Source organism: Pseudomonas sp. NPDC089569 (assembly GCF_050280625.1).
In the GTDB taxonomy this organism is placed as follows: Bacteria; Pseudomonadota; Gammaproteobacteria; order Pseudomonadales; family Pseudomonadaceae; genus Aquipseudomonas.
This window is the reverse complement of the sequence record NZ_JBNNVQ010000006.1, coordinates 22,434-37,235: the sequence shown is the minus strand read 5'-3', so window position 1 is coordinate 37,235 and position 14,802 is coordinate 22,434. Positions and strand designations below refer to the sequence as shown.

General features: G+C 60.5%; 14 protein-coding genes. 4 read left to right on the top strand and 10 right to left on the bottom strand.

The features are described 5' to 3' along the window. Positions 1 to 56: 56 nt before the first annotated feature. From ACQKP2_RS04825 to ACQKP2_RS04805, 5 genes are all read right to left on the bottom strand, one after another. Complete coding sequence (locus tag ACQKP2_RS04825; RefSeq protein ID WP_427574795.1) at positions 57 to 1,031, bottom strand: biotin-dependent carboxyltransferase family protein; 975 nt, start codon at positions 1,029 to 1,031, stop codon at positions 57 to 59. Beyond that, positions 1,028 to 1,900 (bottom strand): 5-oxoprolinase subunit B family protein, encoded by an 873-nt coding sequence (locus ACQKP2_RS04820; RefSeq protein ID WP_427574793.1) that lies wholly within the window; start codon positions 1,898 to 1,900, stop codon positions 1,028 to 1,030. The genes ACQKP2_RS04825 and ACQKP2_RS04820 overlap by 4 nt, the downstream gene beginning before the upstream one ends. Further along, positions 1,897 to 3,270, bottom strand: a complete 1,374-nt coding sequence (locus ACQKP2_RS04815; RefSeq protein WP_427574791.1) for an acetyl-CoA carboxylase biotin carboxylase subunit — start codon at positions 3,268 to 3,270, stop codon at positions 1,897 to 1,899. The genes ACQKP2_RS04820 and ACQKP2_RS04815 overlap by 4 nt, the downstream gene beginning before the upstream one ends. A 10-nt stretch (positions 3,271 to 3,280) precedes the next feature. Next, complete coding sequence (locus ACQKP2_RS04810; RefSeq protein ID WP_427574789.1) at positions 3,281 to 3,526, bottom strand: acetyl-CoA carboxylase; 246 nt, start codon at positions 3,524 to 3,526, stop codon at positions 3,281 to 3,283. A gap of 91 nt (positions 3,527 to 3,617) precedes the next feature. Beyond that, positions 3,618 to 4,376, bottom strand: coding sequence for a 5-oxoprolinase subunit PxpA (locus ACQKP2_RS04805; protein ID WP_427574787.1), 759 nt, complete (start codon positions 4,374 to 4,376; stop codon positions 3,618 to 3,620). A gap of 159 nt (positions 4,377 to 4,535) precedes the next feature. Here ACQKP2_RS04805 and ACQKP2_RS04800 point away from each other — a divergent pair, with 159 nt between their 5' ends. After that, positions 4,536 to 5,453, top strand: coding sequence for a LysR family transcriptional regulator (locus ACQKP2_RS04800; protein WP_427574786.1), 918 nt, complete (start codon positions 4,536 to 4,538; stop codon positions 5,451 to 5,453). Between the two features lie 24 nt (positions 5,454 to 5,477). On the opposite strand, the gene ACQKP2_RS04795 is transcribed toward ACQKP2_RS04800, so the two are convergent. The 4 genes from ACQKP2_RS04795 to ACQKP2_RS04780 all read right to left on the bottom strand — a co-directional run bounded on the left by ACQKP2_RS04795 (position 5,478) and on the right by ACQKP2_RS04780 (position 8,526). Further along, entirely contained in the window at positions 5,478 to 6,272 is a 795-nt protein-coding gene (locus ACQKP2_RS04795) for a glycosyltransferase family 2 protein (RefSeq protein ID WP_427574784.1), read from the bottom strand. 71 nt (positions 6,273 to 6,343) lie between these two features. Continuing rightward, a complete protein-coding gene (locus tag ACQKP2_RS04790; RefSeq protein ID WP_427574782.1) occupies positions 6,344 to 6,547 on the bottom strand; it encodes a co-regulatory protein PtrA N-terminal domain-containing protein in 204 nt (67 codons plus the stop codon). Positions 6,548 to 6,675: 128 nt separating this feature from the next. Then, entirely contained in the window at positions 6,676 to 7,221 is a 546-nt protein-coding gene (locus tag ACQKP2_RS04785) for a cysteine hydrolase family protein (protein WP_427574781.1), read from the bottom strand. A gap of 351 nt (positions 7,222 to 7,572) precedes the next feature. Next, positions 7,573 to 8,526, bottom strand: coding sequence for an HNH endonuclease (locus ACQKP2_RS04780; protein ID WP_427574779.1), 954 nt, complete (start codon positions 8,524 to 8,526; stop codon positions 7,573 to 7,575). 276 nt (positions 8,527 to 8,802) lie between these two features. On the opposite strand from ACQKP2_RS04780, the gene ACQKP2_RS04775 reads away from it, so the two are divergent. Then, positions 8,803 to 9,120 (top strand): hypothetical protein, encoded by a 318-nt coding sequence (locus ACQKP2_RS04775; RefSeq protein ID WP_427574777.1) that lies wholly within the window; start codon positions 8,803 to 8,805, stop codon positions 9,118 to 9,120. Positions 9,121 to 9,398: 278 nt separating this feature from the next. Here the strand turns inward: ACQKP2_RS04775 and ACQKP2_RS04770 are convergent, their stop codons facing one another. After that, positions 9,399 to 10,664, bottom strand: coding sequence for a serine hydrolase domain-containing protein (locus ACQKP2_RS04770; RefSeq protein ID WP_427574899.1), 1,266 nt, complete (start codon positions 10,662 to 10,664; stop codon positions 9,399 to 9,401). Between the two features lie 357 nt (positions 10,665 to 11,021). Here ACQKP2_RS04770 and ACQKP2_RS04765 point away from each other — a divergent pair, with 357 nt between their 5' ends. After that, positions 11,022 to 12,542, top strand: a complete 1,521-nt coding sequence (locus tag ACQKP2_RS04765) for an acyl-CoA carboxylase subunit beta (protein WP_427574776.1) — start codon at positions 11,022 to 11,024, stop codon at positions 12,540 to 12,542. Between the two features lie 55 nt (positions 12,543 to 12,597). After that, complete coding sequence (locus ACQKP2_RS04760; protein ID WP_427574775.1) at positions 12,598 to 14,328, top strand: class I adenylate-forming enzyme family protein; 1,731 nt, start codon at positions 12,598 to 12,600, stop codon at positions 14,326 to 14,328. The last annotated feature ends 474 nt before the right edge of the window (positions 14,329 to 14,802 follow it).

The window sequence follows — 14,802 nt, the reverse complement described above, 5'->3', positions numbered from 1 at the left end:
CGAAGTGCGGCGTTGGCCTGCCGTCTGGCATTACCCGCGCAGTGCGGCGGGCAGAATCAGGAAGGGAACAGCTTGCTCAGGCAGCTGAGTTTCTTCTTGTAGGAACGTCGTGCTTGCAACGCCTCTTCAAGGGTCACCGCGACGAAGCGGGCCTTCTGGTTGGGTTGCATCTGGCCGACCAGATCGAGATCGGCGCTGATGACGGTGCCGATCATCGCGTAGCCGCCACCGGACACTGCATCGCGGTGCAGCACGATGGGTTCGAGCCCGGCCGGGACCTGGATCGAGCCGATCGGGTAGCAACTGTCGACGATGTTCGACGGATCGGAACCGGCCCCGAACGGTTGCTCACGGGGCTGGAAGCTCAGTGCACTGCCGCCCTTGAAGCGATAGCCGATGCGGTCGGCTTCGGAACCCACGGTCCATGCCTCGGCGAAAAAGCTGTCCGCCGCCGCTGGGGTCAAGCGTTCGTAATACAGCCCAGGCACCACGCGCAGGGTGATTTCACCCCCCAGCGATTGGCGCAAGGCCATCGGCAGACTGTTCCCGGCGCGGCCCTTGCCGCTGGCAACCCCCACCGGCAATTCGTCCCCGGCCATCAGGCGACGTCCGTGAAAACCACCGAGCGCCCCCAGCGCGTAAGTGGATCGACTGCCAAGCACCTCCGGCACATCGATACCGCCAGCCACCGCCAGGTAAGCGCGGGCACCGGCCTTGGGAAAGTCAAAACGCAACACTTGCCCGGCCTTTACCGTGAACGCCGTGTCGTGATGCATTTCCACGCCATCGACTCGCGCCGTCATATGCGCACCGCTCACGGCCACCAGCGCATCTTGCGCGAACTCCAGTTCCGGCCCCAGCAGCGTACATTCCAGTGCCGCCGCGCCTGCCGGGTTGCCGACCAGCTGATTGGCCGCGCTCAAGGCGTATTGATCCAGTGCACCGGACGGCGGAATGCCCAGGTGGTAATAACCTTCGCGGCCCAGGTCCTGTACCGAGGTGGCCAGACCGGGTTTGAGTACCTTGATCATGCCAGCACCTCCTGCAGCGAAACGGGATAGCCGACGGGATCGGCCAGAAACGCATCCAGCGAAAATTCCACCTGGCGAATCCGCAGGTCGAAGCGCCCGGCGTCCACGTCGGCCACGGCCTGGTCGTAGGCCGCGCGGTCGATCGGCTTGAACTGCACGATGTCGCCCGGACGGAAAAACACCATGTGTTCCTTCAGGTACGCCAGGTTCTGCTGCGGGTCGTAGATCGGCGCCGGCGTGACGCCGAACATTTGATAACCACCGGCGCCGCGCACCGAGTAGATGCAGCCGAAGCAGCCACCATGGCCCAGGGTCAACCTGGGTGTATCGGTCCGTGGTCGCAGGTATTTGGGCACTTGCAACTGACGCTCGCGCTCGACCATCTGGAACATGAACGGCAGGCCCGCGACGAAGCCCACCATCGAGACAAACCAGGGCGCACCACTGTGGGCGGCGATGAACGCATCGACATCCGCCAGGCCGTTGATGCGTGCGGCGTACTCCAGATCCGTGGCACTGGGGTCCTGATGACGGTCGCGAAAACGCATCAGGGTTTCATGGGTCCAGGGATCGTTGTAGAGCACCGGAATTTCAATGATCCGGGTGTGCAAGGTGCGTTCGGCGACCGCCTCGGCCTCGGCGCCCTTCACTGCTTCCAGCAAGGTGTGAGGGGCGATGCGATCCGGGTCGAAACGGATCTGGAATGACGCGTTGGCCAGGCACACGTCAAGCACCCCGTCGAGCGCCAGCCGTTCCACCGCGCGGGTGACCGCCATGCCTTTGAAAAAAGCTTCCAGGGACATGCTGTCGCTGACTTCGGCAAACAAATGCTCGTCGGCGCCAAAACTGTAGCGGATGGGCTGATTCATGCTTCACCTCCACTGCGGCGCTCGGCCAGCCAGGATTCCAGGGTGCCGGTGTGAAAGTCGGCGCTGTGCAGCCAGGGTTGCTCCAGCAATTCGCCGTGCAGCGGCAAGGTGCTGGCCATACCGGTGAGCGTGGTCTGTTCCACCGCCATGCGCGCACGGGCCAGGGCTTCGGCGCGATCGCGCCCGTGCACAATCAGCTTGGCCAACAGCGAGTCATAGTAGGGCGGCACGCGGTAGCCTTGATAGAGGTGGGTATCGATGCGCACGCCCTGCCCTTGCGGCCAGACCAGCGATTCGACCAGGCCCGGACAGGGAAAGAAATCCCGTGCCGGGTCTTCCGCGTTCAGGCGCATCTGTATGGCGGCACCCTGGAGCCGGATATCGCTTTGCTTGAGGCCCAACGGCTCGCCACCGGCAATGCGCAGCATCGCCTGCACCAGGTCGATGCCGGTAATCAGCTCGCTGACCGTGTGTTCAACCTGAATCCGGGTGTTCATCTCGATGAAGAAAAACTCGCCGGTGGCATCGTCGTACAGGTATTCCAGGGTCCCGGCGCCCTTGTAGCCGAGCGACTCGGTCAGGCGCACCGCACTGGCACAGAGCTGTTCACGCTGTTGCGGGTCGAGGGCCGCCGACGGGGCTTCCTCGAAAATCTTCTGGCGCCGGCGTTGCAGCGAGCACTCACGCTCGAACAGGTGCACCGCGTGCTGACCGTCCCCCAGTACTTGCACCTCAATGTGCCGGGCCTTGCCGATGAAGCGCTCCAGATACACGGCGCCATTGCCAAACGCCGCCTGGGCTTCGCGCTGCGAACGGGGAAACTCTTCACTCAGTTGCCGGGCGTTTTCCGCCAGGCGGATACCACGACCGCCACCACCGGCCGATGCCTTGATCAACAGTGGATAGCCAACGGATTCAGCCGCCTTGAGCGCCGATTCGACATCGAACAGCTCACCGGGCGAACCCGGCACCACCGGTACGCCCGCCGCTTGCGCGGTCCGCCGTGCCTCGGCCTTGTCGCCCATGCGGCGGATGGTTTCAGCGCCGGGACCTACGAAAATGGCACCGGCAGCGACGACCGCTTCGGCGAAGTCGGCGTTTTCCGAAAGGAAGCCATAGCCTGGGTGAACCGCATCGGCCCCCGTGGCCTTCAAGGCACCGAGCAATGCCTCGACGTTCAGGTAGCTCTTGTCGGCGCGCGCCGGGCCGAGAATGTGCACCTCATCGGCCATGCGCGCCGCCTGGGAATCGACGTCCGCTTCGCTGCACGCGGCAACGGTGGGAATCCCCAACGCCTTGGCCGCCCGGATAATCCGCACGGCAATCTCGCCACGGTTGGCGACCAGTAATTTATGAATACCCTGGGTCATGATCGCACCCTCACTGCGCGTCGAGTGTGGCGACGACCTGACCCGGTTCCACCGGATCACCGTCTTCGACCAGAAACGCGCTCAGGCGACCGGCCGCTCCGGCGGTGAGCTCTGAGAACTGCTTCATGACCTCGATCAGGCCAATCACCGTGTCGGCGCTGACCTGCGCACCCTCTTCGACGAAGTTCGCCGATTCGGGGGTCGCTTTGCGATAGAAGGTCCCTGGTAGTGGGGTGATGACAGTGTGTTCGGCCATGTCTGTTTCTCTTGGAATAGTTGTAGAAAGGCAGGCAAAAAAAGTTGCTGTTCAATGCCAGGCGTCTATCGGCCTGGTGTTGCATCCCGGTTCAGCGCGGCGCGCGAACCTTGATCCCGGCGCCATCGAGCGCATTGCGCGTGGCTTCGACCAACGCCAGGGCGCCCGGCGTATCGCTGTGCAAACAGATGGAATCGAATTCGATCGCCAGGTCCTCGCCCTCGACGGTGCGCACGACACCGTCCTGGCAGGCACGCAGGACCCGCGCGGCCACCTGGGCAGGATCGTAGGCGCGCACATTGCGGGTGAAGACGATGGAGCCGCTGAGGTCGTACTCACGGTCGGCGTAGAACTCACGGATCACCGGCTGCCCCAGCGCGGTGGCGACGCGCCAGAGCACCGAGTCGGGCATGCAATACAGCAGCAGCTCAGGCTCCAGTCGCTGGAGGTGTTCCACCAGTAAACAGGCGGCTTCCTCGTCCCGGGCCAGGTGCATGTAAAGCGCGCCGTGGGGCTTGATGTGTTGCAGCGCCACGCCTTGAACCCGGGCGAGTTCACGCAGGGCACCCAACTGGTAGAGCATGTCGTCCACCAGTTCCTGGGCCGGGGCATTGATGTGCCGGCGGCCGAAACCGACCAGATCGCGAAACCCCGGGTGCGCACCGATCGCCACGCCCAGGCGCTTGGCCTGTTCGACCGTGCGACGCATGGTGCCGGGGTCGCCAGCGTGAAAGCCGGTGGCGATGTTGGCCGAACTGATGAAGGCCATCAGTTCATTGTCGACACCATCGCCGATGGTCCATGGGCCGAAGCCTTCGCCCATGTCCGAGTTGAAATCTACTGCCTGCATGACACTTGCTCCTGACGCTTGTGACTTCATGCAGTCCACGTTAAATTCCGGCCGACCCCTTGGGAAGATCTATTATCAGATAGGCCATCTTCTGAAAAACAGATACATCACAAAAACAGATCGCTCAAAAAAACAGAAAGCCGTTATCCGGAGTTTTTCATGTCACTGACCCTGCGCCAGGTCCGTTATTTCGTTGCGACTGCCGAGATCGGGCAAATCTCCCAGGCAGCGATTCATTTGAATATTTCCCAATCGGCGGTCACCACGGCGATCAAGGAACTGGAAGGCCTGCTCGGTGCCCTGCTGTTCCAGCGTTCGGCACAGGGCATGAGCCTGACCGATGCGGGGCGGCACTTCCTCAATCGGGCCTACGTGATTTTGCGCAGCGTGGACGACGCGCTGAACAGCCCGCTACCCGATATCCGCGCCAGCGGGCTGTTGCGCCTGGCCGCCAGCTATACCGTGATCGGCTACTTCCTGCCGCATCATCTGCAAAGGCTTGAACACTGGCATCCGGACGTGGAAATCGAAGTCCACGAACAAGAACGCCAGGCCATCGAACAAGGCCTGCTCGAAGGCCGATTCGACATGGCCGTGGTGCTCACCGCGAACCTCACTCACCCGGATATCGTCTCCGAAACGCTGTTCAACTCCGAACGCCGCTTGTGGTTGCCCAGCCACCATCCCCTGTGCGAACGCTCGGCCGTCAGCCTCGCCGACGTTGCCCACGAACCTTACATCCTGCTGACCGTCGACGAAGCCGAACAAAGTGCCATGCGCTATTGGGAACACGCCCACCAGCAGCCCAACGTCAGAGTGCGCACCAGCTCGGTCGAGGCCGTGCGCAGCATGGTTGCCAATGGCAGCGGTGTGGCGATCCTTTCGGACCTGGTGCACCGCCCCTGGTCGCTGGAGGGAAAACGCATCGAAACCGTGACCATCACCGACAAGGTGACACCGATGAGCGTGGGGCTGGCGTGGCATCGCGAGCGTGAATTCAGCCCGGCGATGCACGCCTTGCGCAATTACTTCCACGATGCCTTTCTGGCGCCGCAACAGCATTCTGCGCGACGCTGACAGCAACGAGTCCTGCCTGTTCGATCAGCAGGCCTTCAATGGGATCTCCCGGGTGATCTGCTCATACACCTTGACCCGTCGGTGTTTACGCGAATAGCCGCCCATCGCCGAAACGGTGCCGCTCTGGATATGGTCCAGGTAACTGAACATCTTGCGCGGCGATATGAAGCCCACTTGGTACCCCAGCGCCGTCATCCTGTCCTGCAACCCGTAACCGGGATTTTGGCCATCCATTTGAAAGTGCAAACCGTGCTTCTTGATGAGCGCCGCATTCCATAACGTACAAAAGCTCTTCAAATGTTTTTCCCGGTAGGGTTTCGGTGTTCTTGCATTGAAACTCATCGCCAGCAAGGAGCGCCGGGCGTAGTGCTTGCAAAAGCGTGAGATCGTTCGCCAGGTCTGACGGGCGACGCCTCGATCCAGCTGTTCCAGGCATCCGACGGCGGCGACTTCCCGCGGCCCCGCGCACTGCCCGATCATCATGGCGAACACCGCCGGGTCGTAGATGAAAGTATCGGTGTGCAACAGGAATAGATAGTCGGTTTCAACCTGTGCCAGCGCGACATCCAGCGCCCGGCCATGGGCAAGGTAGCCAGGCTCCGGGCCTGTGCCTTTGCGTTCGATCAACTGAATCCAGTCCAGCGAACGCAGGTACTCGCTGCTCGCATCGTTGGAGTCGTTATCCACCACGATCACCGGCACCTCCCTGCCCTGCAACGCCTGCTGCAAAAGCGTGAGACAGGTTCTGGTGAGTTCGAGTGATTTGTAGTTAACCAAGGCAATGCTGAAGTTTGCTGCCGTAGGTGATGAGCGGGACATGGCCTGTTGAACCTCGCGTATTTAACCGATACCGCAGATGACTGCTCGACGTTGATCAGACGTGCGCTCGATCAATTGGAACGAGCGGTCTCGCCGGACGAGGTTGTCTGATTGCTGGCAGTGGCATCGGTAGCGCGTGACTGTTGGGACGCGGCCATGGCGCTGGCTCGCGCAGCGTCCATCCTGGCCATCACGGCGTCGCCACCGCCCTCGGCCATTGCGGCTACGGAGGCACCCATCAGGGTTACGATCAAAAAGGCTTTCAGGCTGTTCATGAGCTATCTCCAGGGTTGAGTTCAGCCGGCACACTGTTTGCCGGCTTGAACACATCCTGAAGCGACAGGGCTTTCACCCTCTTCCCCGCAACATGAACTTTTTGACAGGTTGGCGATTCGGTTGGGGCTCAGGCCAGAAATTCATCCGCCGATACGACGGTCGCGTACCCGAAGCGCAACGCGGCCATGAATGCTGCATGTACCTGGGTCGATGGCACGGTCACACCATTGAACGCCAGATCGTGCGTCGCGCAGGCGTCGTGGATAACGGTGGTCTTGAAACCGAAGTCATCACTGGCGCGTGTCACCGCGTCGATGCACATGTGGCTCATGTTGCCCACCACGGTGACGGCTTCGATCTTGCTGCTACGCAGAATGTCCAGCAGCTCCGTTTCGCGGTAGGGACTCATGAAGTGCTTGAGGATCACCTTCTCGCCCGGCAACGCCGCAGCCTTGGCATGCAACTGCGCGCCCGCGCTGCCTGGCACGAAAAACGGCGCATCGGGTGAAGGCGTTTCGTGGCGGACATGGATCACCAGATCGCCCTTTTTGCGCGCCGCGGCGATGATGCGAGCCGCGTTATCGGCCGCCGCTTCGACGCCGTCAAGCGGCCATTTACCACCGGGGAAATAGTCATTTTGAATGTCGACGACGATCAATGCAGTGGTGCTCATGAAGCGCTCCTTCGAGACGATGGGGTGATGTGCGTCAACCGCCCGAACCGGACGATTTCGTTCGGGACGGATCATCACCGCAATCGTTTCGAAGCAGAATCCATGCGGGAGGCAATTGAATATTTCATGGGCTGAAATAACCGCTGAACGATTTAGCTAATCTGTTGCGTCGACCGGTTGAATCTACAGCCAAGAGCGGACCTCCACGACCGGCAACCCACAGCCCAATAGAGCTTGTCTCTCCTCAAAGCTGAATGCGCAACGTAACCGTGAGGGAGACATACCTTATGACATCATCGCTGCATGATCTGATAAGCAGTTCTTAATGGAGCCCCAAGGACCCTTCAGTGACTAAGAATCTACCCCTTTGATCGCTTTGAGCACATGCGGATCGCAAGCGCTTGTGAGTGAATATAGATCGACGAAAATCTTTTGTACTCCCTCTGCATAGGAGGCGATTTTGTACTCGGGAAAAGTGAATGTCAGGCCATGCTGCTCGATGTTAAATAACGAGAAATTTTCCGGTTCGGGCTCCGTCCCTGAAGAGAGCCATTTTGCGTCGTAGCGCCCGGTTTCACTGAGTCTGTGACGGACTACATCTGCGAGCAGAGGAAGACGATTGAGGTCACCAAGAAGGTATTCAAGGGTGATTGGACGAAACGGCTTCAGAGTGTAGTTAAGGACGCGCGTATCTCGTCGCCCATGGGCCGCGCCCGTATAGTAGGTATCAATGCTGTACCTGATACTGATTACCTTCTCGTCTCTCCTAATGACTCGGTAGTGACCGGACAGGTCAGCCTTGACGCTCATGAGCGTGCCAACAAGCTCCTCAGGGTGATTGTCCCAATGCTCCTGAGTACTCTGAAAATCCGCAAGTAGCTCTAAACCCCATGCTTCAATATTCCGAGATACGATCCGCTCGACAGAGTTCGGAAAGTCTGGAAAATCGAACTGAAATGTGAACCCCGGAGCGCCATCGTTTACTTCATTCAACCGGCGCTTGTACTCAATAACCTCGGCCTGGAAGGTGCCATTATCGTGCTTGCCAAACTCCTTAGCTAAATTCTCCTTGTAGATAAGTAGAGACTTGCGGTCGATGTCACCATTATGGACACGACGGTGACAGAGAGGGCAGAGCGCGATCAGGTTGGAATATTCATGGTTTCTGCACGTTTCCCACGGAACGATGTGATGAACATCGAGCTCCGTCTGGTTGCAGCGAGGTATTGCACAGCGATGGCCAGCCTCTACTAGGACAGCGCGACGGATTTCAGCTGGAATAGCAGGTCTGGACAAAACAGGCATCTCTAGTTCGGGAGTGATGAGTAGCGAATGGTCAAGTTACAGTATGTATCGCCATGGCTGGTGTCTAGAAATTTTGGTGGATTTTATGGGTTGGATCAGGCGGGTGATATCGCCTGACGTACCTTCAGCCTACTGTATTAGCCTGCAGTCGAACCAAACCGAAAATGGGGACTGATTTATTTTTGCTTTCTTTAAGAAAATAGATCAGTCCCCTTTCTTCCCTGGACTGATCTAGCTCCACATCCAACACCGAACGCATGACACAAGGATATCCCGATGACCCTGGCTGAATTGCAAAGGCTATCAGTATCTCAAAGCGAACTGGTTCTTCCCTATCCCCGCGCGATTACAGCTTTGCAACTTCTGGAGGCAACCGGCGCTATTCTGATGGGTTGGGAGGGATGGTTAAGCTACCCAGATGGTAGATTGGGACATTCCGACATGCACCAAGGCACCACTGACACTTCAGCGCTTTCTTCATCAGAGGTGTATAGCTGGACCAAAGCCTCCATGACCCTGTCGCAAAAGGAACACGAACTCCAGAACGAGACTACCGATATCAAGCTGCTTTTTTGCATCGTTGTGAATGCTTGAAAATGCCCGGCTGAACGACTCAGACAATAAGTTGCGTCGACCGGTTGAATCCACAGCTGAAAGCTGCCGCTCTCAAATGTCCGCTTTTGGCCGTTCTCTACCGGTCATGACCACCCAGCATGATGGCCAAATCCGATGCAAATGATTGATCCGGCCGAATGCAAATGGGCAGTCCACGGGCGTGCAATTCCGAAGACTACCCCCCTAATCGTTTCGAAGCAGAATCCACGCACAAGGCAATTGATCATTTCACCGAATGAAACAACCGTCGCCTGGCGTTACCGGCTCATCAAGTACTCGGCCACCGCCTGATAGGCCGGCAAGGACGTCGCATCATTGGCCGCATTGGCGGCGACGGGATGGCTGGCGAAGCGTGCGATCACGACCTCGGCCTTGGGGTCGACATACAGCGCCTGGCCATAGACACCCCGGGCCATGAATGCGCCGTGCCCGTTGTGGGTGTTCCACCACATGTCGTGGTAGCTCCAGCCAGCCAGTGTCGGGTAGCCGGCCTTGGCAAAGGCTTCCTTGCTGGCGCCGCGACGAATGTCGTCCACGGCCGCTTTCGGCACGATCTGCTGCCCGTTGTACTGGCCGTCGTTGCGGATCATCTCGCCAAAACGGGCCAGGTCACGCAGCCCCACATTGAGACCGCCACCGGCAAACGGCGTCCCGGTGGAGTCAACCGTCATGTAGGCGTCCTGCTCCGCCCCCAGCTTGCTCCAGATGCGCTCGGACAAAAGCTGTGCGACGGTTTTGCCGGTCACTCGCGCCAACACCCAGCCGAGCGCGTCGGTATTGGCCGTACGGTAATGGAACGCTTCGCCGTGAACCCCTTCCGGCTGCACGGTTTGCAGAAACTCATAATAGGAACGCGGGCCGGTATAGTCCTTCGGCTTGGGCAGAGGGCTGCCGGCGGCGGCATGGGCCCAGACTTCGGATTTCGGGTCGGCGTAGTCCTCGCTGAAGCGAATTCCCGTGGTCATGTCCATCAACTGGCGCACTGTGGCGCTGCCAAACGCCGACTTGTTCAATTCCGGGACGTACTCACCCACCTTGCGCTCGGGATCCAGCGTGCCCTCGGCCACCAGCATGGTTGCAAGCGTGCCCATGAAGGTCTTGGTCACCGACATCGCCGCATGCTGCCCCTCGGGCTTCAACGCGCCGAAGTAACGCTCGTAGACGACGCGCCCCCTGTGCAGCACGACGATGCCGTCGGTGTAGTTGGTCAACAACGAATCACCCCAGGTCATCGGCTTGTCGCTGCCCATTGGGACAAAACTCACCTCATCGATTCCGGCCTGCAGCGAACGCGCGAGCACGCCAGGTGTGCCGGTGCCACGCGAGACGTTGATGGTCGGCATCAACTCGCGGAAATGCGCCACGCTCCACCGCATCTGCGGAAAGCGAAAGTAACTGCCGTCCTCGAAGCGAATCATGCGCTCGGGCGACGGCGGCGCCCCGACCATCCAGCCCAATTTGACCGGATCGCTTTCCAGCGCATCGGGGACTGGCGGACTGCTGAATGCGGCACTCGGCATCATCAAGGCCAGCAAAGCACCAACGAGGGGAACAGGAACAACGCGTTGCATCCGACCATGCTTCATGGGTCAACTCCTTTTTGGCTTGGCGCCACCCTGCCGCTACACGCCGACAGCCTTTGATTTGGCCGCCATGGTACGACGTCACTTGCCCGCAAAACACAGCCATTTGGATTAGGTCCTGCGCCATTCGCATCAGAACGCTGCGTAGTCTTATCGGACGATGTTCCACTTTCCCGATGGGTGAAAAATCAGGCTCAAAGCGGACCGACTCTATCGCTTTGCACAGCTTCACTGCATCGGGCCTGAGCCTCCGTTCAGCCCGGCATATCAATCGTAAAAATAACAACGAGACTTACGATGACGGCTGAAAACCAGGAGTGGGCACCCATTCTGCAGGCGCTTGAGCGACGACGCGAATCGGCTCAGGCAATGGGTGGCGAGGAGAAGCTCAAACGCCATCGCGACACAGGCAAACTGAATGCCCGCCAACGCCTGGCCTGCCTGTTCGATCCAGGCACGTTCGTCGAGCTGGGGGCTTTCGTCGGGTGCATTGCAGCAGCTGACGCCACACCTGCCCCCGCCGATGCTCTCGTTGCCGGATTCGGCATGATCGACGGTCGGCCTGCCCTTGCCGGTGCGGAAGATTTCACCGTGCTCGGCGGCTCCATTGGCGACGGCGCTGCCGACAAACGCTATCGCCTCACTCAGCTGGCAGCCCAGGAGCGGGTGCCGCTGATCTTCATGCTTGAAGGGGCCGGCCACCGCTTAACCAACACCCATGCCGGCCGGCGTCCCAATGACCTGCAAGGGCTGGCCGATCTTTCCGGCCAGGTACCCATCGTCAGCCTGGTGATGGGTGCGACGGCAGGACACGGTGCGCTGACAGCGCCGATGTCGGACTTCGTGGTCATGACCCAGGCCGCCACGATGTTCGCGGCCGGCCCGCCCCTGGTGAAGGCGGCCACGGGTGAGTCGGTGACCAAGGAGCAGCTCGGTGGCCCGCAAGTGCACGTCGCCGTTTCGGGAGTTGCCCACAATCTCGTGGCAGACGATGAGAGCGCCATTGCCCTGGCCCGCCGCTACCTGTCCTACTTTCCACTCAATGCCTGGGAGCGCGCGCCCAGGCAGGACAACGGTGACATCGGCGAACGTCGTCTCGATGGCCTGCTTGAACTGATCAGCCCGAACACGCGCACGCCCTACCGGATGCGCAACGTTCTGCAGTTGCTCGTCGATGACGGCAGCCTGCTGGAAATCCAGCCTGAGTTCGGCACATCGGTCATCGTCGCGCTGGCCCGCCTGGGCGGTCAGAGCGTGGGCATCGTCGCCAACGACCCTTGCGTGATGGCCGGTTCCATTGATGCCAACAGTGCCGACAAAGCCACCCACTTCATGGACCTGGCCAACGCATTCGGCTTGCCGGTGATTTTTCTGGCCGACAACCCCGGCGTCATGGGCGGGACCCGTGCAGAGCAGTCCGGGGTGCTGCGTCACGCCGCGCGCATGTTCGTCGCGCAACGCCGCCTGCAAGTGCCCAAGTTCCACGTGACCTTGCGCAAGGCGTTCGGCTTCGGCTCCTCGATCATGGCGATGAACCCGTTCGACGGTCAGACGCTGGCGCTCGCCCTGCCGGCGGTGACGCTGGGCTCCCTGCCGGTCGGTAGCGGCGCGGGTTCGGCGAAACTCGATGAGGCCACGCGTGCGCGCCTGGAAGCCGAACAGATCAATGGAGCGTTCCACGTCGCCGACCGCATGGTTTACGACGATGTGATCGATCCGCGCGAGATGCGCAATGCACTGCTGCGGGGCCTGGCGCTCAGCGCCGGTCGCAACGGCAAAAGCGGCGGCCCGCGAGTGTTTTGCGGCATTACGCCCTGATCACCGTCGCGCCATTCAAGGATTGATCAACAACAATAAGAGAGGCGAAAACGCCATGACCCACATGGAAACCCTCGCGGGCCGGGACGATGCATTCAGTCAATTGACGGCTCCCGGGGCACCGTTTGAAATGCGCACCGTCGAGGTCGACGGTCACCCTTGCCGCGTTTTTTGCAACGGCCCGCAAACCCTGAGCGATGTCTACGCGCTGGCGGCGACGCATGCCGGGCAGACCCTGACCCTGCTTGACGAGCAACGGATGTCCTACGGTGAGGCCTTCGGCAAGGCGGCTGCGCTGGGACAGTTTCTGCGCCGGGCAATCGACAGGCCGAACCTGCGCGCGCAGCGCATTGCAATTGTCATGAGCAACCGCCCCGAGTGGATGATCGCGTTCATGGCCGTGACGGCAATCGGTGCCACTGCCGTGCTGGTCAACAGTCGTGGGACCTCGGCCGAAATGATCGACGCGCTGGGTGAGACCGACAGCGTGATGGTGATCGCCGATGAGCGACGCGCGCACTTGCTGGCAGAGGGCGACTTGGGTTGTCCGATGATTGTGGTCAGCGCTGATCAAACGGACCGTGCTGCAGGATCTGGCCATTTCAGTTTCACTGAGGCAACCCACGGCTGGGAACAGACGACACTCGAACCGGTTGCGGTGCAAGCCGATGACGAAGCCATCGTCATGTTCACCTCCGGCACCACCGGCAAATCGAAAGCCGCCCTGTTCAGCCACCGCGGCGTGGTGACCGGGCTCATGCACATCCAGCTCTCGGGCGCCCTGGTTGCTCCGCACATCGTGGCGCGTCGTGGCGCCGATGTCTTCGGCGGCGCCCAGCCCCGTCAGCCCGCGGCGCTATTGGCGTTTCCGCTGTTTCATGTCAGCGGCTGCTACGCCGTTTTCCTCGCGAGCCTGATGCGTGGCGGCAGGATTGTCATCCTGCCCAAATGGGACGCGGCTGCCGCGTTGACGCTGATCGAGCGTGAGCACATTGCGTCATTCTCCGGCGCACCGGCGATGTACTGGGACATGCTGCGCCTGGATCACGGCGCACGGCGCCTGAAGTCGCTGCTATCGGTGGGCGCCGGTGGGCAGGCGTTCGCGCCGACACTCTACAAACAGATCGAAACGGCCTTTCCGCTGGCAGTGCTCGGTGTTGGCTACGGCATGACCGAGTGCAGCGGCACGGTGTGCTCGATCGCCGGTGAAGAGTTGAACAACCACGTAACGGCTTCCGGGCGGGTCTTCCCTTCGGTCGATATCAGAATCGTCGACGATGAGGATGTGGAAGTCCCGATCGGCGAGCGAGGCGAAATCCTCATGCGCGGCGCCATGCTGATGCGCGAGTACTGCAAGCAGCCACAGGCCACGGCGGAGGTTTTGCAGGACGGCTGGTTGAGAACCGGCGACATCGGCCGGGTGGATGCCCAGGGCTACCTGCATGTGGTCGACCGCAAAAAATACATCGTGATCTCGGGCGGCGAAAACATCTCGTGCAACGAGGTGGAGGCGGCGGTCATGGAGCATGACAGCGTTGCCCATACCGCCGCCTTCGGTGTGCCTGACGATCGGCTCGGGGAACAGATCGTCGTCGCCGTCGTGTTGCTGGAAGGCAAAACCCTCTCGGAAGACGCCCTGAAGGCGCATCTGGGCGAACGACTGGCCGCCTACAAGGTGCCTCGGCGCGTTCTGTTCCTTGCAACCTTGCCCGTCAATGCGACCGAAAAAGTCATGCGCCATGAGTTGCGCCGGCAATTTCTCGCGCAGGTCGAAGGCACCCTCTGACGTCATGCAACGCCATTGAAAACGCTTTCGTTTGTAGGAGCCAGGCTTGCCGGCGAAAGCGGCCTCACGTTATGCGGCGCTAACGAAAACGCCTTCACCTGTAGGAGCCAGGCTTGCCGGCGAAAGCGGTCTGACGTCATGCGGTGCCATTGAAAACGCCTTCGCCTGTAGGAGCCAGGCTTGCCGGCGAAAGCGGTCTAGCGTCATGCGAAGCCATTGAAAACGCCTTCGCCTGTAGGAGCCAGGCTTGCCGGCGAAAGCGGTCTGGCGTCATGCGGTGCCATTGAAAACGCATTCGCCTGTAGGAGCCAGGCTTGCCGGCGAAAGCGGTCTGGCGTCATGCGGCGTTATGGAAAACGCCTTCGCCTGTAGGAGCCGGGCTTGCCGGCGAAAGCGGTCTGACGTTATGCGGCGTTATCGAAAATGCCTTCGCCGGCAAGCCTGGCTCCTACGGGCGAAAGCAGTCTCACGTTA